The sequence below is a fragment of the Paraburkholderia sp. SECH4 genome (assembly GCF_030511745.1).
In the GTDB taxonomy this organism is placed as follows: domain Bacteria; phylum Pseudomonadota; class Gammaproteobacteria; order Burkholderiales; family Burkholderiaceae; genus Paraburkholderia; species Paraburkholderia madseniana.
Genome location: NZ_JALOCP010000004.1, coordinates 182,567 through 200,322, shown reverse-complemented (window position 1 = coordinate 200,322; position 17,756 = coordinate 182,567). Strand labels below are relative to the sequence as shown.

The 17,756-nt window shown below is 62.9% G+C and carries 14 protein-coding genes; 9 read left to right on the top strand and 5 right to left on the bottom strand.

Annotated features, from left to right (window positions below; all coding sequences use genetic code 11):
* Window position 1: 1 nt before the first annotated feature.
* Together M0D67_RS08180 and M0D67_RS08175 are read left to right on the top strand one after the other, a co-directional pair.
* On the top strand, window positions 2-1,201 hold the full coding sequence (locus tag M0D67_RS08180) for an acetyl-CoA C-acyltransferase (RefSeq protein ID WP_120347548.1): 1,200 nt from the start codon (window positions 2-4) through the stop codon (window positions 1,199-1,201).
* A 172-nt stretch (window positions 1,202-1,373) separates the two neighbouring features.
* Window positions 1,374-2,144, top strand: coding sequence for an enoyl-CoA hydratase (locus M0D67_RS08175; protein ID WP_154560525.1), 771 nt, complete (start codon window positions 1,374-1,376; stop codon window positions 2,142-2,144).
* Window positions 2,145-2,213: 69 nt separating this feature from the next.
* Here M0D67_RS08175 and fdhD read toward each other — a convergent pair whose 3' ends face one another.
* Window positions 2,214-3,053 carry a formate dehydrogenase accessory sulfurtransferase FdhD gene (gene fdhD / locus M0D67_RS08170; RefSeq protein WP_154560526.1) on the bottom strand — a complete coding sequence of 280 codons (840 nt, stop codon included), beginning with the start codon at window positions 3,051-3,053 and terminating at the stop codon, window positions 2,214-2,216.
* A 158-nt stretch (window positions 3,054-3,211) separates the two neighbouring features.
* Here fdhD and M0D67_RS08165 point away from each other — a divergent pair, with 158 nt between their 5' ends.
* Together M0D67_RS08165 and M0D67_RS08160 are read left to right on the top strand one after the other, a co-directional pair.
* On the top strand, window positions 3,212-3,688 hold the full coding sequence (locus M0D67_RS08165) for a nitrate reductase associated protein (RefSeq protein ID WP_154560527.1): 477 nt from the start codon (window positions 3,212-3,214) through the stop codon (window positions 3,686-3,688).
* A gap of 232 nt (window positions 3,689-3,920) precedes the next feature.
* Entirely contained in the window at window positions 3,921-7,031 is a 3,111-nt protein-coding gene (locus M0D67_RS08160; protein ID WP_154560528.1) for an EAL domain-containing protein, read from the top strand.
* A 30-nt stretch (window positions 7,032-7,061) separates the two neighbouring features.
* Here M0D67_RS08160 and M0D67_RS08155 read toward each other — a convergent pair whose 3' ends face one another.
* Complete coding sequence (locus tag M0D67_RS08155) at window positions 7,062-7,676, bottom strand: glutathione S-transferase family protein (RefSeq protein WP_154560529.1); 615 nt, start codon at window positions 7,674-7,676, stop codon at window positions 7,062-7,064.
* Between the two features lie 160 nt (window positions 7,677-7,836).
* Between M0D67_RS08155 and M0D67_RS08150 the strand changes: the two genes are divergently transcribed.
* Together M0D67_RS08150 and M0D67_RS08145 are read left to right on the top strand one after the other, a co-directional pair.
* On the top strand, window positions 7,837-8,742 hold the full coding sequence (locus M0D67_RS08150) for a LysR substrate-binding domain-containing protein (RefSeq protein ID WP_266238481.1): 906 nt from the start codon (window positions 7,837-7,839) through the stop codon (window positions 8,740-8,742).
* A gap of 215 nt (window positions 8,743-8,957) precedes the next feature.
* The gene (locus M0D67_RS08145) at window positions 8,958-9,284 is read left to right on the top strand and encodes a DUF4148 domain-containing protein (RefSeq protein WP_154560531.1); all 327 of its coding nucleotides are present in this window, start codon (window positions 8,958-8,960) and stop codon (window positions 9,282-9,284) included.
* 124 nt (window positions 9,285-9,408) lie between these two features.
* Here the strand turns inward: M0D67_RS08145 and M0D67_RS08140 are convergent, their stop codons facing one another.
* Window positions 9,409-9,804 carry an acyl-CoA thioesterase gene (locus M0D67_RS08140; RefSeq protein ID WP_154560532.1) on the bottom strand — a complete coding sequence of 132 codons (396 nt, stop codon included), beginning with the start codon at window positions 9,802-9,804 and terminating at the stop codon, window positions 9,409-9,411.
* A gap of 171 nt (window positions 9,805-9,975) precedes the next feature.
* Between M0D67_RS08140 and M0D67_RS08135 the strand changes: the two genes are divergently transcribed.
* Window positions 9,976-11,865 (top strand): ABC transporter ATP-binding protein/permease, encoded by a 1,890-nt coding sequence (locus M0D67_RS08135; protein ID WP_154560533.1) that lies wholly within the window; start codon window positions 9,976-9,978, stop codon window positions 11,863-11,865.
* 69 nt (window positions 11,866-11,934) lie between these two features.
* Here M0D67_RS08135 and murU read toward each other — a convergent pair whose 3' ends face one another.
* Both murU and M0D67_RS08125 read right to left on the bottom strand, forming a co-directional pair.
* The gene (gene murU, locus M0D67_RS08130; RefSeq protein ID WP_154560534.1) at window positions 11,935-12,648 is read right to left on the bottom strand and encodes an N-acetylmuramate alpha-1-phosphate uridylyltransferase MurU; all 714 of its coding nucleotides are present in this window, start codon (window positions 12,646-12,648) and stop codon (window positions 11,935-11,937) included.
* 3 nt (window positions 12,649-12,651) lie between these two features.
* Entirely contained in the window at window positions 12,652-13,743 is a 1,092-nt protein-coding gene (locus tag M0D67_RS08125) for an aminoglycoside phosphotransferase family protein (protein WP_154560535.1), read from the bottom strand.
* Window positions 13,744-13,965: 222 nt separating this feature from the next.
* Here M0D67_RS08125 and M0D67_RS08120 point away from each other — a divergent pair, with 222 nt between their 5' ends.
* On the top strand, window positions 13,966-16,323 hold the full coding sequence (locus M0D67_RS08120; RefSeq protein ID WP_154560536.1) for an LPS-assembly protein LptD: 2,358 nt from the start codon (window positions 13,966-13,968) through the stop codon (window positions 16,321-16,323).
* A gap of 67 nt (window positions 16,324-16,390) precedes the next feature.
* Window positions 16,391-17,752 (top strand): peptidylprolyl isomerase, encoded by a 1,362-nt coding sequence (locus tag M0D67_RS08115; protein WP_174825289.1) that lies wholly within the window; start codon window positions 16,391-16,393, stop codon window positions 17,750-17,752.
* The last annotated feature ends 4 nt before the right edge of the window (window positions 17,753-17,756 follow it).

Below are 17,756 nucleotides of genomic sequence, written 5' to 3'. Positions count from 1 at the left end.
AATGACAAAGCAATTGCAAGACGCATACATCGTCGCCGCGAGCCGCACGCCGATCGGCAAGGCGCCGCGCGGGATGTTCAAGAACACGCGCCCCGACGAACTGCTGGTGCACGCGATCAAATCGGCTGTGGCGCAAGTGCCCGGCCTCGACACCAAGGTCATCGAAGACGCCATCATCGGCTGTGCGATTCCGGAAGCGGAACAAGGCCTGAACGTCGCGCGCATGGGCGCACTTCTGGCCGGCCTGCCGAACACGGTGGGCGGCGTCACGGTGAACCGCTTCTGTGCTTCGGGCCTCACCGCGCTGGCTATGGCGGCTGACCGTATCCGCGTCGGCGAATCGGACGCGATGATCGCGGGCGGCTGCGAATCGATGAGCATGGTGCCGATGATGGGCAACAAGCCGTCGATGTCGCCGCATATCTTCGATCGCAATGAAGACATCGGCATCGCCTACGGCATGGGCCTGACCGCGGAGAAGGTCGCCGAGCGCTGGAAGATCAGCCGCGAAGCGCAAGACGCGTTCTCGGTCGAATCGCATCGCCGCGCCATCGCCGCGCAGCAAGCTGGTGAGTTCAACGACGAAATCGCCGCGTACACGATCACCGAGCGTTTCCCTGATCTCGCTACCGGCGAAGTGCGTATCAAGACGCGTGAAGTCGCGCTCGACGAAGGCCCGCGTGCGGAAACGTCGCTGGAAGGTCTGGCGAAACTGCGCGCGGTGTTCGCGAACAAGGGTTCGGTGACGGCGGGCAACAGCTCGCAAACATCGGACGGCGCGGGCGCGTTGATCGTCGTGTCGGAAAAGATGCTGAAGGAATTCAACCTGACGCCGCTCGCCCGTTTCGTCAGCTTCGCCGTGCGCGGCGTGCCGCCGGAAATCATGGGTATCGGTCCGAAGGAAGCGATTCCGGCCGCACTGAAGGCCGCCGGCCTGAAGATCGAGGACATGGACTGGATCGAGCTGAACGAAGCCTTCGCCGCGCAATCGCTGGCGGTGATTCAGGACCTCGGTCTCGATCCGTCGAAGATCAACCCGCTCGGCGGCGCGATCGCTCTCGGCCACCCGCTGGGTGCGACGGGCGCGATTCGTGCGTCGACGGTAGTGCACGGCCTGCGCCGCCGTAACTTCAAGTACGGCATGGTGACGATGTGCGTCGGCACCGGCATGGGCGCGGCGGGCATCATCGAACGCCTGTAATCATGTTCGCTCAGGTTCCGTCGGTGATCCTTGTCGCGATCGCTGCGGTGATTCCCGCAGTGGTCTCCCCTGTGATCCCCGCAGTGATCCCTTAGGAACCGCATAAACGGTTCGCAGGCCGCCAGGCTTGCGAACCGTTTTTTCATTCAGCAGTAGCGAGGAGTACGAGGAGATGACAATGGATATTCTGGTCGAGCGCGCCGACGGCGTGCTGACGATTGCCTTCAACCGGCCCGAAAGGAAAAACGCGATCACCGCCGCGATGTATCAGACGATGTCCGACGCATTGGTCGAAGCGCATGGCGATACATCGATCCGCGCGATTCTGATTCGCGGCAGCGCCGGCATTTTCAGCGCCGGCAACGATCTCGAAGACTTCATGAAGAAGCCGCCAGGCGGCGAAGACGCGCCGGTATTCCAGTTCCTGCGTGCGCTCAGTTCGGCGGAAAAACCGGTGGTGGCGTCGGTGGCGGGGCCGGCAGTCGGCATCGGCACGACGCTCCTGCTGCATTGCGATCTGGTCTACGCAGCCAATACGGCGAGCTTTTCGCTGCCGTTCACGCAACTCGGGCTGTGTCCGGAAGCGGCGTCGAGTTTGCTGTTGCAGCGCGTGGCCGGCTATCAGGCAGCAGCGGAAAAGCTGCTGCTCGGCGAAGCGTTCGACGCTGCCGAAGCGCACCGTATGGGTTTCGTGAATCGCGTGCTGCCCGCGGCTGAAGTCGATGCGTTTGCAGCCGCGCAAGCGGCGAAGCTGGCGGCGCTGCCGGCGTCGTCGCTGCGGTTGACGAAGAGTCTGATGAAGCGCGCGAGCCAGCATGAACTGCAAACGCAGATGAGCGAGGAAGCGGTGCACTTCGCCAAGATGCTGATCGCGCCGGAAGCGCGCGAGGCGTTCAAGGCGTTCTTCGAGAAGCGCAAGCCGGATTTCCGGCAGTTCGACTGACCGGCTGCGTTCAGGCGCTCCTCGAGGGTGCCTGAAAATGCCTCAGGCGCTTGAGAATGTTTCAGACGCTCAAGGTTGCGTCGGCTGCAAGGTATCGTAGTCGACGTAGCTGGTTTCCCGGCAGAAGCTGACAAGCCGTACGCCCGCTTTACGGGCAATCGCAATCGCCAGAGAAGACGGCGCCGAAATCGTGGCGACCATCGGCACGTCGACACGCGCCGCCTTGCGCACCAGCTCATAGCTGGCGCGGCTCGACAGAAACACAAAACCTTCCCGGGTATCCGCGCGGTCGAGCACCAGTTGGCCGATCAGCTTGTCGAGCGCGTTGTGACGGCCGACGTCTTCGAAGGCGTAACGGATCGCGCCTGCCGCATCGCACCATGCGGCGGCGTGCAGGCCGCCGGTCAGACGCGTCAGCGCCTGGTGTTCGGGCAACTCGCGCGCGGCACGCGCGATCGCATCCGGCGCAAGCCGCTGCAAAAAGCCGGTGTCCGGCACGCGTTCCGGTTTCAGATCCAGCAGATCGATGCTTTCGATCCCGCATACGCCGCAGCCGGTGCGCCCGGCGAGCGCGCGGCGCTTTTCCTTCAGCGCGACGAAAGCCTGCTGCACCACCGTCAATTGCACTTCGGCGTGCGGCAATTCGTCATCGTCGTGCAGCTCGACCTCGATGTCCTGAATGTCGCTGCCGCGCTCCACGATCCCTTCCGAAATCGCGAAACCGACCGCGAACGCTTCCAGATCGCGCGGCGTGCACATCATCACCGCGTGCGAGATGCCATTGAAGACGAGCGCCACGGGCCATTCCTGACCGACGTGATCGGTGACGGTTTCGACCGCTGCGCCGCGATGCCGGTGCACCTGGCGCTCCACGGCGCCCGTCTGCCCGTCTGTGTCCAGTTCGTTCAAGCGACTTCACTCCTTTCATGCTGCGCGCGTTTCTACGGCCTGCAGCCTTGCCCGGCGGCGCGAAGCAGCGCCAGACCACGCCGCTATCGCGCGAATAAGGTTCTAAAATACCTCAAGCTGGGCTTGCGCGTTGCCCGCCACCAAAGAGGAATACTGTCATGGGACTCAACGAAGCACCGCTTCTGTTCAACTTCGAAGTCGCGTCCTCGGAGAATTTCACCTACATCCCGATGTCGGTGCGCTTCAATCTCGATCGCTTCGGGCTGCGCATCACCCTTGAGCAGTGGCAAATGCTGCCGCTCGAAGACCGCAAGCTGCTGGCGCGATTTCCGGTCGAAGAAGACGCAGAAATCGAGCCGAATTTCGACCACGCTCTGTTCGAGATGTTGCGCACGCACGCGAATATCGAGCCGGAGTGGTTCACGCCCGAGGAAGCGCCTGCCTGGCGCCGCACGGATGCCGTGCCGGACGGCGTAGTGCATCAGGCGGGGCTGGCCGGCCTGCCCACGCCGCGTGTCGCTCAGTGGGCCGAACTCGAGCCGTTCGAGCGCTACGTACTCGCCAAATTGTCGCGCAAGCCGGAAAGCAACCACGACTTCGTCCCCGCAATGAAGGAATTTGGTGCGGCCGGCTAGGTGCGGCCGGTTAGTACAGACCAAGGGACGTCCGGCCAGCCGCTGCCGCCCAGGCACCTCCAGCCAGACGCCCCAGCTCAATCCGCGAAATATTTCTCCTCGCCCCCTCAATCTGTTCCGAACTCTGCCGTTATCCATGGGTTGGCGCGTAAAAAGACTCGACTCGGTGCGACCCGACGCACCGAAAGCGACCCCGCGCTCCCGCCCTCAGAACGATTGACGTTCGGAACCCATGACTCCTTTTTTATCGAAGCGGCTGCTGATCAATCTGGCGGTCGTCGCCGCGGCGGTCGGCGCGAACGCGTTCGTCGCCTATACGCAGATTTGCGGCCAGCGCGACGCCGACGCGCGCATGCTGCTTTCGATGAGCGTGCGTCAGAACCTCGACGCCTACCATACGGCGCTCGACGGCGGGCTGGCCGCGCTCGGCCGTTTCGAAGCAACGGGCGAGGCCGCGCCTGTCAACGAGGCCGCCGCCATGGCGGCTTCGCTGGCAGCTCTGGAGCGCGAGTTGCGCGAAGAGCTCGCCGGCGATCCGGCCATGCTCGACACGCTCGCGAGGCTGGGCGCGGACAGTCACGCGCTGCAACACGATATCGACGATGCGCTCCTGAAGAGCGCCAGCACCACGCCAAACGAGTCGCGCGCCTGGGCGGCGTCGACCTATACGCATCTCGGGCTGGGTCTCGGCCGTGTGGAAGACGGTCTGGCGGCGTTGCGCAAACAGGAGAATGAGGCGTTGCAGGCGTCGCTCGCGAGTTCCGCGAACGAAACCCAGCGCGCCATGTTTCTGCTGATCGTGACGATGCTGGCCGGCAGCGCGCTTCTGATCTTCACGTTCGGCGCCCGCGAAAGCAGTGCGCGGGAGAAACTGCGCACGGTGCGCGCGCTCGGCCGCAACGATGAGCGCTTCCGTGGCCTGTTCGACGACCATCCGGTGCCGATGTACATTTTCGATCGCGAGACCTTGCGCTTTCTCGCCGTCAACGCGGCGGCGATTCAGCAATACGGTTACTCGGAAAGCGAATTCCTCAGCATGACGATTCGCGCGATCCGGCCGAATGGCGAAATCTCGCGCCTCGAATCGCACATGCAGCGCAGCGACACCGCGCAACACGGCCGCACGATGGCGGGTGTCTGGCATCACCGGCGCAAGGACGGCTCGACGATCAGCGCTGACATTTCGTATCACGCACTCAACTTCATGGGCCGCGCCGCTTTCTTCGTGCTGGCCGACGACGTCACCGAACAGATCAATACCGAAGCCGAAGCGCAGCGTTCGAACCAGATGCTCGAAACGGTGATGGACAACATCCCGCAGCGCATTTTCTGGAAGGATCACGAGTCGCGTTATCTCGGCTGCAATATGGCGTTTGCGCGCGATGCGGGGCTTTCTTACCCCGAGCAGGTGGTGGGCAAGAGCGACAGCGACATGCCGTGGCGCGCCTTCGCCGACCTGCTGAACGAGCACGACAAGGAGGTGGTGACCACCGGCGTGCCGAAGATGAGTTTCGAGGTCGACCTGGTGATCGACGGCGTGCACCGCACCACGGTCACGAGCAAGCTGCCGTTCACCGACGGCGACGGCCGCGTGATCGGCGTACTCGGTTCGTACACGGACATCACCGAGCGCAAGCGCGCCGATCTGGCTTTGCGTCTGCAAAGCCGCGCGCTCGATGCGAGCGTCAACGCGATTCTGATTACCGCGCCGTCGCCGTCGGGCAATCTGATCGAATACGTGAACCCCGCGTTCATGCGGATCACCGGCTACGATCCCGCCGAAGTGATCGGTCACGATTGCCGTGTGCTGCAGCGCGACGACCGCGACCAGGAAGGCGTCGCCTTGATCCGCCAGGCGCTCGCCGCGAATCGCGAGGTGAGCGCCGTGGTGCGCAACTATCGCAAGGACGGCGCGCTGTTCTGGAATCAACTGTTCATTGCGCCCGTGCCGAATGCGGAGGGCGTGATTACGCACCACATCGGCGTGATCAATGATGTGACGGATCTGATCCGCTATCAGGAACAGCTTGAATATCAGGCCAACTACGACAGTCTCACGCGGCTGCCGAACCGCAACCTGCTGCGCGATCGTCTGCAGCATGCGTTGATCGTGGCGCAGCGGCATCACAAGGGCGTCGCTGTCGTGTTCATCGATCTGGACGGCTTCAAGAACGTCAACGACAGCCTCGGCCATAGCGTCGGCGACCGCTTGCTGAGCGTGGTCGCCGAACGGCTCGCCCGTTGCACGCGGACCAGCGACACGGTCGCGCGGCACGGCGGCGACGAGTTCGTGATCGTGATGACCGATACCGTCGACGAGCAGTCGTTGATCGCATGGATGGAGCGGGTGCGCGCATCGATCTCCGAACCGGTCTGGCTCGACGGCACCGAGTTGTATGTCGGCTGCAGCATGGGCGCGAGCCTCTTCCCGCAGGACGGCGAAGACGCGGAAACGCTGATGAAAAAGGCCGACCTCGCGATGTATCGCGCGAAGGACATGGGCCGCAATACGTTCCAGTTCTATCAGCCGGAAATGAATGCGAGCGCCGGCGCGCGCATGAATCTCGAACGGCGCTTGCGCCGCGCCTTGCGTGACAACGAATTCCTGCTGCACTACCAGCCGCAGGTGGATATCGTGAGCGGGCAGATCGTCGGCACCGAGGCGCTGGTGCGCTGGCGCGATCCGGAAGTCGGCTTGGTGCTGCCGTCGTTGTTCATTCCGGTGGCAGAAGAGAGCGGGCTGATCGGGCCGCTGTCGGAATGGGTCTTGCGCGAGGCGTGCCGCCAGAACAAGGCCTGGCAGGACGAAGGATTGCCGCCGGCGCGGGTGTCGGTGAATCTGTCGGCGCGCGTTTTTCAGCAGCGCGATATCGCGAAGCTCGTCATGCAGGTGCTCGCCGAGACGGGGCTCGAACCGCAGTATCTTGAACTCGAGCTCACCGAAAGCACCATCATGCGCAATGCCGAGGAGGCGGTGTTGATGCTCAACGAGCTGCACGCGCTCGGCATCGGCCTCGCCATCGACGACTTCGGCACCGGCTATTCGAGTCTCAGCTATCTGAAGCGCTTCCCGGTGGACCGGTTGAAGATCGACCGCTCGTTCGTGTCGGATATCGGCGTGTCGGGCGACGATGAAACGATCACCTCGGCGATCATCGCGCTCGCGCATTCGCTGAAATTGCAGGTGATCGCGGAAGGCGTGGAGACGTCGGCGCAACTCGACTTTCTGAAGGAACGTGCGTGCGACGAGATGCAGGGCTTCTACTTCGCGAAGCCGCTGTCGACGGAGGCGATTTCGGCGTTGTTTCAGGGGGGAGTGGGGCGCGAAGCGGAGACGGTGTAGTTCGGCGTTCCGCTCCCCGCTGCGCGTGCCTCAGACGGCAGGCGTATCGATGAATACCGGTAGTTGTTCGGCTACCTTGGAAAATGCCTGCAAGCGCGGATGTGCCGCCTTGGTGACGATCTCCGAAAAGTACATTTGCGTGAAATTCCACGCGACGGCCACCGCCACGTCCGCCGCGCCGAAATGGCCTGGCTCGATCGGCAGCGGCGCCGCCGCGAGGTCCTCTTCGAGTTCGCGGTAAGCGGCATGCAATTGCTCGGTCACGCGGGCGACCCACGGCTCATGCTGTTTCTCCTCCGGACGCAGATTGCGTTCGTAGACGATCTGCACGGTCTTTTCACAAGCGGCGAGCGCCAGACCCGTTAGGCGCGCGGCGCGCAGGCAGTGCTCCGGCTGTGACGGGAAGATCCGCTGATCCGGCGCGGCGAGCGTGGCGAGATACTGCAGGATCACCGTCGAGTCCATCACGCTCTGACCGTTGTCGAGGATCAGTGTGGGCGCTTTCACAACCGGGTTGATCTTCGCGAACGCTTCATACGTGCTGAACACGGAAATCGACTGGTGCTCGAAGTCGAGCTTCAGCAACTTCATGCAGATAGCGACGCGGCGCACGTAGGGCGAATCCAGCATTCCGATCAGTTTCATCTCATTTCCGTTAGAAGATCTATATGGTTGGCCTGAGCGGGCGAAGAGCCGGCTGTTCGCTTGCCAGACGGTACTTGTGATGCATCAGACTAATAGATTAAAGCGCTCGGCAAGTCAAAAAAAGCGACATTAATCGACGGTTTACGTCAGAATTTCTTACATGAAGCCGATCCCGCCCCTCACTGCTCTGCGCTGCTTCGAAGCCGTCGCCCGCCTGGGCGGTGTGACTCAGGCCGCGCGCGAATTGCATGTCACGCACTCTGCGGTGAGCCAGCAGATCAAGGTGCTGGAAGATTCGATGGGCGTTGCGCTGTTCGTGCGCGAAGCGCGCGGCCTGCGGCCTACTGAGGAAGGCCGGCTCTACGCGCTGGAAATACGGTCGGCGTTGCGCGACATTACGCGGGCGACGCGCCGCGCGCAGGCGCGCCCACACGAAAGCGAGCTGGTCATCGCGACCGTGCCGTCGTTTGCGCAGCATTGGCTCGTGCCGCGTCTCGCGAGTTTCCGCGAGACACATCCGTACTATCGAATCCGTCTGCTGACGAGTCTGCAGGTCGAGGATTTGCGCCAGGGCGTGAGCGACATCGGCATTCGCATGGGGCAAGGGCATTGGCCCGACGTTGCGCAGCAGAAACTGTTCGACGACGAAGTGCTGGTAGTCGCGGCGCCGCACTTCACGCTCGCGCCGGGTGGCCGCCTTCCCGTCACCGCCGAGGACGTGATCGCGTGTCCGTTGATCTCCAGCCCCAACACGCCGTGGGCCGACTGGTGCCAGGCGGCGCAGGTGGCGGAGCCGGCCGCCGAGGCGGTCGTGCTGTCTGCAAACGATTCGAACATCGTGCTGGGCGCGGTTTTGCTGGGGCAGGGCATCGCGCTCGAACGGCGCAGTCTGGTCGCGCATGCGTTGGCGCGCGGCGATCTGGTACAGATCACCGATATCCGCGTGCCGTACCGGTACCCGTACTGGCTGGTGTGGCAGCAACGCGAAATCCTGAACGCGAAGCAGGCGCATTTTGCGCAGTGGATCGAAGCGCAGGTCGACGTCTATTTGCGTAGCGGCGGGTGAGATTCGGTGCCGATTGGCGCGTGCAGGTTGCCGCTCGCGGGGGATTACCGGTTTGCGCGCGAGGGTCAGTCGTATATATTCGGGATTCCCATCTCTGACTTCGCTGGGAACCACAAAGCATCGATTCACGTGGCGTTGCGCCCGGTTTTCGCTGCTCGCACCTGGGTCATGGGCGCTTCGCCGTCGAATATCTGCCAATCCGACTGGAGAGAAAAATGACGTCTTCACCTGCAAAGAAATGGGCTGTGCTGTTCGCATCGGTTGTACTGAGTGTGGCTTCGGTTGCACCGGCGTTCGCGCAAAGCGGCGGTAGTGCTCCGGCGGCCGATGAAGCCGCTGCCGCCACGCCATCGGCCGCGTCCAAGGCAGCCGCCAAGGCGCAACGTAAGGCTGCCCGCAAGCAGGCGCGGGCGAAGAAAAATGCCGAGTTGAAGCAACTGGAAAGCAACGGGTATAACCCGGCGCGCAACGATCCGAACTATCCGACGGATCTCCAGAACGCGCAGAAGAAGGCGGCGGCCGCCGCGGCGGCGAGCCAGTAAGCGGCTGCGGGCCGGATGGAGGTTGCCGGTCCGGTCGTGCTTGTGCTGGGGATCCTGGCAAAGTACGACGTATGAAGCTAAAAGAGGCGCCCAAGCGCCTCTTTTTTCGTTCAAAGTCTGCCGCTCAATCCAGCACCGGCAACGCGCGCGGGCGCCGGTCGCTGTCGGTCGCGACGTAGGTCAGGGTCGCCTCGGTCACTTTCACGAGGTCTTCGGTCAGGCTCATGCGCTGCGCGTAAACCTCGACCGCCACCGTCACCGACGTGGTGCCCGTCTTGACGATATCCGCGTAGAAGCTCAGCAGATCGCCGACGAACACCGGCTGCTTGAAGACAAACGAATTGACCGCGATGGTCGCCACCCGCCCGTTGGCGCGGCGGCTTGCCGGAATCGAACCGGCGATATCCACTTGCGCCATGATCCAGCCACCGAACACGTCGCCGTGGACATTCGCGTCCGACGGTTGCGGTACGACGCGCAGCGCGCAATGCTTTTGCGGAAGTTGAAGGAGATCGGTCATGGGGATGAAAAGCGGCGCCAGCCAGCTTCTGCGACAATAGAAAGATCAGGAATTGTACGGGAAAGCGCCCAGCCGGGTCGCGCGACATAAAGCAGGATGCCAGGTTGGCACGCTGCCGGTCGGCGCGCCGCTGCGAACTCCGTCGCTTCCACACTCTCCCCAGCCGATCCCATGCGCCGTACGCCCTCGTCCGAACCTTCCCCGATCTCGACCCAGCCACGCAACGACTGGCAAACGATCCTGTCGCTGCTGCCCTACCTCGCCACCTATAAATGGCGCGTCGGCTTCGCGCTGAGCTGCCTGATCGGCGCGAAGGTCGCCAATCTCGGCGTGCCGATCGTGATGAAACGGATCGTCGACAGCCTCGCGTCGGTGCAGCATCTCACCGCGCTCGGCCGCGCGCACGATTCGCCGGCCATCGTGCTGCTGGGCGGCGTCGGTTTGCTGGTGGTCGCCTATGCGGTGGTGAGGTTGTCCACTTCGCTCTTCACCGAACTGCGCGAAATCCTGTTTTCGAAGGTGACCGAAAGCGCGGTGCGGCAACTCGCGCTGAAAGTGTTCCGCCACTTGCATGCACTGTCTTTGCGGTTCCATCTCGATCGGCAGACGGGCGGCATGTCGCGCGATATCGAACGCGGCACACGCGGCATCACGCAACTGATTTCGTATTCGCTGTACAGCATCTTGCCGACACTGGTCGAAGTCGGCCTCGTGCTGGGTTTTTTCGTCGTCAAATACGAGGCGTATTACGCGATCGTCACGTTCATTGCGCTCGCCGTGTACATCACGTTCACCGTGAAAGTCACCGAATGGCGTACGCATTTTCGCCGCACGATGAACGACCTCGATTCAAAGGCGAATTCGCGCGCGATCGATTCGCTGCTCAACTACGAGACAGTGAAGTACTTCGGCAATGAAGAGTGGGAAGCACACCGTTACGACGAAAACCTCAAACGCTATCGCACGGCAGCGATCAAATCGCAACGCTCCTTGTCGGCGCTGAACTTCGGGCAGCAGGCGATCATCGGCACGGGGCTCGTGTTCATTCTGTGGCGCGCGACCGAAGGCGTGATGGCCGGGCGCCTCACGCTCGGCGATCTGGTGCTGATCAACACCTTCATGTTGCAGCTCTATATTCCGCTGAATTTTCTCGGCGTCGTATATCGGGAATTGAAGCAAAGCCTTACCGACATGGATCGCATGTTCACGCTGCTTGGCGCGGCCCAGGAAGTGCCCGATGTGCCTGACGCACCCGAGCTGCGGGTGAGCGGTGCGCAGGTGCGCTTCGAGCATGTGAACTTCTCGTATGAGCCGGCGCGGCAGATTCTGCACGACGTCAGCTTCACGATTCCGGCGGGCGGCACCACGGCGGTGGTCGGCCATAGCGGTTCGGGCAAATCGACGCTCGCGCGGCTGATGTTCCGCTTCTACGATCTGGACCGCGCGACGGGCGGCGCGATCACCATCGACGGTCAGGATATTCGCGATGTCACGCAGGATTCGCTGCGTGCTTCGATCGGCATCGTGCCGCAGGATACGGTGCTGTTCAACGATTCGATCTACTACAACATCGCTTACGGACGTCCGTCGGCCACGCGCGAGGAAGTGATCGCGGCGGCGCGCGCGGCGCATATTCACGACTTCATCGAAGGGCTGCCGAAGGGGTACGAGACGCCGGTCGGCGAGCGTGGCCTGAAGTTGTCCGGCGGAGAGAAGCAGCGTGTGGCGATTGCGCGGACCATCCTCAAGAATCCGCCGATCCTGCTGTTCGACGAGGCGACGTCGGCGCTCGATTCGCGTTCGGAGCGCGCGATCCAGCACGAGCTCGACCAGATCGCCCGCGAGCGCACGACGCTGATCATCGCCCACCGGCTTTCGACGGTCGTGCACGCGCAGCAGATCATCGTGATGGACAAAGGACGGATCGTCGAGCGTGGGACGCACGCCGAGTTGCTGCATGCGAACGGGTTGTTCGCGCAGATGTGGGCGTTGCAGCAGCAACGTGCTGCGGAGGCGCCGGAGTCGGCTGAAACGATCGGGGCGGGGGATGGTGGGCGGTGAGTCTTGCGGCGGCGTTGGCGCCGCGTTATCGCACGATACCGCACGGTGCCGCTCGACACCCTGCTGTACTCAGCGCGCGCTCACACGCTGACCCAAAGTCTGCAGTTGCGCGGGCGTACCGACGTTTTCCCACAAGCCTTCATACAACTCGCCGCTCGCGAGACCGTTTGCAATCGTCTCGCGATAGTAAGGCGTTAGCGCGCGCCGCGTGCCGCGCGGCAGATCGCGAAACATGCGCGTGTCGTACAGACCGATATTGCCGAACGTGAAGCGCGGTTGCGCCTCGAGCGACAGCACGCCGTCGACCAGACCAAAGTCGCCGTTCGGATGAAACGCCGGGTTCGGCACCATCACCAGATGCATGCCGGGTTCGCGCAACGCCGCCAGCGTCTCAGCGCGAGCATTCAGCGCGGCGTAATCGAAATCCGCGTATACGTCACCGCTTACCGCGACGAACACTTCGCTAGCTCCGTCATCTTCGAGCAGCGGCAACGCCTGCACGACCCCTCCGGCAGTTTCCAATGCTTCATGCTCGGCCGAATAACGCAATTGCACGCCCCAGCGCGAACCGTCGCCGAGCGCGGCCTCGATCTGCTCGCCGAGCCACGCGTGATTGATCACAATGGTTTGAAAACCGGCGCGCGCGAGGCGTTCGATCTGCCACACGATCAACGGCTTGCCGCCCACTACGAGCAAAGGCTTCGGGCACGTGTCGGTCAACGGACGCATGCGCTCGCCGCGCCCGGCGGCGAAAATCATCGCTTTCTTCAGAGACATCGTCATCGGTCAGAACGTGTAGCCGACTTCATTCGCGCGGCCTTCGAGCTCGTCGAGCAGCTTGGCGAACGGACGCAGCGGCGCATAGCGTTCCGCGACCTTGCGGGCATGGCCGATGAAACGCGGCAGATCCTTCATGTAATGCGGTTTGCTGTCACGGTAGTTGATCCGGCAGAACAGCCCCAGCACCTTGATGTGCCGTTGCAGGCCCATCCATTCGAGCTGGCGGTAGAACTCGCCGAAATCCGGATCGACCGGCAGGCCGGCTTTTTTCGCGCGCTCCCAGTAGTACACGAAGCAATCCAGTTCGAATTCTTCGTCCCAGCCGAGGAAGGCATCGCGCAGCAACGAGGCGACGTCGTAAGTGATCGGGCCGTACACCGCGTCCTGGAAGTCCAGCACGCCGGGATTCACCGGGTTGGGGGCCGCGGCGACCATCAGATTGCGCGGCATAAAATCACGCAGCATGAACACCTGCGGTTGCGCACGGGCGCTCGCGATCAGCAGCGCGAAGGTGCGATCGAGCAGCGCACGGGTCTTGTCGTCGACCTCGCGGCCCAGATGGCGGCCGATGAACCACTCAGGCAGCAACTCCATCTCGCGGCGCAGGAAGGCTTCGTCGAACGGCGGCAGCACGTCTTCGCGCGAGGTGAGCTGCCAGCGGATCAGCGCGTCGAGCGCGTCACGCATCAAGGTGCGGGCACGGCGCGGGTCATCGCCGCTTTGCGCCCCGGTGAGCGCGCCGAGGTACGAATCGGTGCCCAGATCGGTGACGAGCATGAAGCCGGCGTCGAAATCGACCTCCAGCACGCGCGGCACATGCACGTTGGCGGCCTCGAGCAATTGTGCGATTTGCACAAATTCGCGGCACTTTTCGGGCGGCGGGGCATCGACGGCGATCAGGGTGCCGGCGCTTTCGCCTTCCGCCGCCTTACCGGCAAGCCGGAAATAGCGGCGAAAACTGGCGTCGGACGAAGCCGGCGCAAGCGTGTCGAGATCGAGCGCATAGCGCGCTGCGTGGGCGTTCAGCCAGGCCTTGAGCAGTTCAAGGCGGCTGTCGGAGGAATCTTGGGTAGCGTTTTTGGCAGGGGGCAGCGTCATGAAAACCGGCGGCAAATTCAGAGGGGCAACGTCTTGCCATATAATACCCCACGACTTTTTTGACGCGACTCACGCCAGCTTTCGCGTGTTCCGCTTTACCGCCCGCCTCATCGTTCGACAGATTGTAAATATTGATGTGCAGCCGACTGTCACGGTCGGGATGTGCAGGCGGTGGATCGTGACTACAAAAGCTGACGGACGGGCCGATTCGCCAAACGATACATGCCGCCTAGACAGCTTTCCCAAACGACTCCCTCTTGTGCTGTAGTGCCGCGCAAAAGGCGGCTCGTCGCGGCGTTGATCGCCGTTCCGGGCCTGATGCCCGCGCTTGCGCACGCCCAGTTGGTGGGGGAGGCCGCGCAGCCGCAGCCTATCGACGCGCCATGGGGCATGCAGCTCGCCCCGCAGCTCGAAGAACATCCATTGCCGGAAGGCCAGAAGGCGGCCACCTTCGTGCTCGGCGACACGACGAGCGGCACCACCGACCAGGACATGGCCGCGAAAGGCTCGGCCGAGGTGCGGCGCAATACCTTCGTGATCAAGGCCGACGCGCTGCACTACGATCAGGACACGGACATGGCCGACGCATACGGCCAGGTTCACCTGAACAACAACGGCGCCACGTTCGCCGGCCCGGAAGCGCATATGCGGGTGGACTCGAGTGAAGGCTTCATGTCCGCGCCGAAGTACCACTTCAATGTGACGGGGGGCTCGGGCAGCGCAGAGCGCGTCGATCTGCTCGACAGCGAGCGCTCGGTGTTTACGAAGGGCACGTACACGGCTTGCTCGTGCACGGACAATCCAGGCTGGTATCTCAAGGGCAGCGAGTTCGATTTCGACACCGGCGCGGACGAAGGCGTCGCGTACAACAGCGTGCTGTTCTTCCAGGGCGTGCCGGTATTCGCTTCGCCGTGGCTGTCGTTCCCGTTGTCGGGCGATCGGCGCAGCGGCATTCTGCCGCCCACGTTCTCGATCAGTTCGTCGAACGGCTTCGAACTGTCGGTACCGTACTACTTCAACATTGCGCCGAATCGCGACCTGACAGTGACGCCGCGGCTGATCTCGAAGCGCGGCGTGCAGTTGCAGTCGACCTTCCGTTATCTGTCGCCCACCTATTCGGGCTCGATCACCGGTGAATACCTGCCGAACGACCGACTGACGAAGACCAATCGCTACGCGCTGTACATCCAGCACAACCAGAACTTCGGCAACGGGTTCGGCGGTTACATCTACTACAACAAGGTTTCGGACAACACGTATCCGGAAGACCTGTCGTCGTCGGTCAGTCAGTTCCAGAACGGCACCCAGCTTCTGTATCAACAGGAAGCCGGGGTGACCTATAACAACGGCCCGTGGTCGGTGCTCGCCCGTGAACAGCACTGGCAGACGCTGACGCCTTCCACTGCGCCGTACGGCCGCGAGCCGCAGTTGAACGTGAAGTACGCGAAGTACAACGTCGGCGGCTTCGACTACGGCGCGGAAGCCGACTACACGAATTTCCGCATCACCACCGCGGACACGACCCAGGGCCAGCGGGTGATGTTCAACCCATACCTGTCGTATTCGGTGGTCGGGCCGGGTTACTTCGTTACGCCGAAGGTGCAGTGGCACTTTGCGTCGTACAACCTGAACAATATCGCCACACCCGGTACGCCGAAGAATTTCACCGAGTCGATCCCGACGCTCTCCTTCGACACCGGGCTGATTTTCGACCGTTCGGTGCGGATCTTCGGCGAGGATTACATCCAGACGCTGGAGCCGCGGCTCTACTACGTCTACACGCCGTACCGCAACCAGGAAAACGCGCCGCTGTTCGATACGGCCGACTCCGACTTCGGACTGGCGGAAATCTTCACGCCGAACACGTTCGTCGGTAACGACCGGATCGCCGACGCGAACCGTCTGACCGCGGCGCTTACCACGCGCTTCATCAACCCGGCCACGGGCGACGAACGCGCGCGTTTCGTGATCGCGCAGCAGTATTACTTTCGGGACCAGCGCGTCACGCTGCTGCCTACGCAGACCAGCACGCAGGCCACGCATTCGGACCTGATCGCGGGTGCGTCGCTCAAGCTCGGGGCCGGTTTCGCTTCGGAAACGGCGTTCCAATATAATGCCGACAACAACCAGTTGACGAAGACGAGCATCGGCTTCGGGTTCAGTCCGGCCAGCGGCAAGGTGATCAATGTCGCGTATCGCTACACCCGCGCGAACACCACGCTGGACAACCAGCCGATCAACCAGGTGCTGATTTCGGGGCAGTGGCCGCTGACGCACCGTGTGTACGGGGTAGGCCGTTTCAATTACGACCTGGGCGGGCACCGGATCGTCGACGGTCTGGTCGGCCTGCAATACGACGCCGACTGCTGGACGCTCGGCGCCGGGATCCAGCGTTATGCGAACGGTCTGAATACGTCGGGGCAGAATCAGTCGAGCACGCGGTTTCTCGCGCAGTTGACGTTCAAGGGCTTGTCGAGCGTCGACAACGGGCTGATTTCCGCGTTCCGCAGCAGCGTGGCGGGCTATACGCCGTTGCCCCCGCCGCCGCCGCCGGAAGCGCGTTTCACCAATTACGAATGACGCTCGCCCGATCATTTATAGAATGCGAAAAGACGGGCCAGGCGCGCCCGACATCATTGGAGTATCTGTGGCAATCATGAAAAAGCTTCGCTTGGCAACGCTTGCGGCCGGTCTTGTCGCCGCGGCGTCTTTCCTGTCGGTTGCGCCGGTTCAGGCGCAGGCGCTGTCCGGCAATAGCGGCCGGACGGTCGATACCATCGCCGCAGTGGTCAACAACGGTGTCATCACGCGGCGCGAGCTCGACGACCGCATCGGCCTGATCACCCGCCGGCTGAACCAGCAGAACGCGCCGGTCCCGCCGATGGACCAGTTGCGCCAGCAGGTGCTCAACCAGATGGTGCTGGAACGCATCCAGTTGCAGAAGGCGAAAGAAGACGGCATCAACATCGACGACGCCGCTGTGCAAAAAACGCTCGAGCGGCTCGCGCAGGCGAACAACCTGACACTCGACACCTACCGTGCCCGTATCGAGGCGCAAGGCGTGCCTTGGGCCACTTTCACGAGCGACGCACGCACCGAACTCACGCTCTCGCGTCTGCGTGAGAAGGAAGTGGACAGCAAGGTCACGGTGTCGGACGCCGAGGTCGCGAACTACATCGCCAGCCAGCGCGGACCGAACGCCGGTCTGACGAGCGATCTGCACCTTCAGCACATCTTCGTGAAGGCGCCGCTGAACGCCTCGGAAACCGACATCGAAGCCGCGCAGAAAAAGGCTCAGGCCCTGCTCACCGAAGCCAAGGGTGGCGGCAACTTCGAAAAGCTGGCGAAGTCGAATTCGCAAGCGCCGGACGCGTCGAAAGGCGGCGATACGGGTTTCGTGACGCCGTCCAAGCTGCCGCCTGAGTTCGTCAAGGCCGCCTCGGCGCTGCGTCCGGGCGAGGTCAGCCCGGATCTGATCCGTACCAACGACGGCTTCGAAATCGTGCGCCTCGTCGATCGTCGCACGGGCCAGGGTGCCAGCTCCGACGCACCGAAGCTCGTACAGACGCACGTTCGCCACATTCTGCTGCGCGTCGGCGACGGCATGTCCGAGCCGCAAGCGCGTCAGAAGCTGCTCGAAATCAAGAACCAGATCGCCGCAGGCGGCGACTTCGCGAAGTTCGCCCACACCTACTCGCAAGACGGTTCGTCGTCGCAAGGCGGCGACCTCGGCTGGATCAGCCCGGGCGAGACGGTGCCGGAATTCGAGCGCGCCATGAACAACCTGCAGGACGGTCAGATCAGCGACCCGGTGCGCAGCGAATACGGCTATCACCTGATTCAGGTGCTGAGCCGTCGCGAATCGGAAGGCTCGGTTTCGCAGCAGATGGATCTGGCGCGTCAGGCAATCGGCCAGCGCAAGGCGGAACAGGCCTACGCCGACTGGTTGCGCGAACTGCGCGACACCGCCTATGTGGAAGTGAAGCCGCAGCTGACGAGCACGCAATAAACGT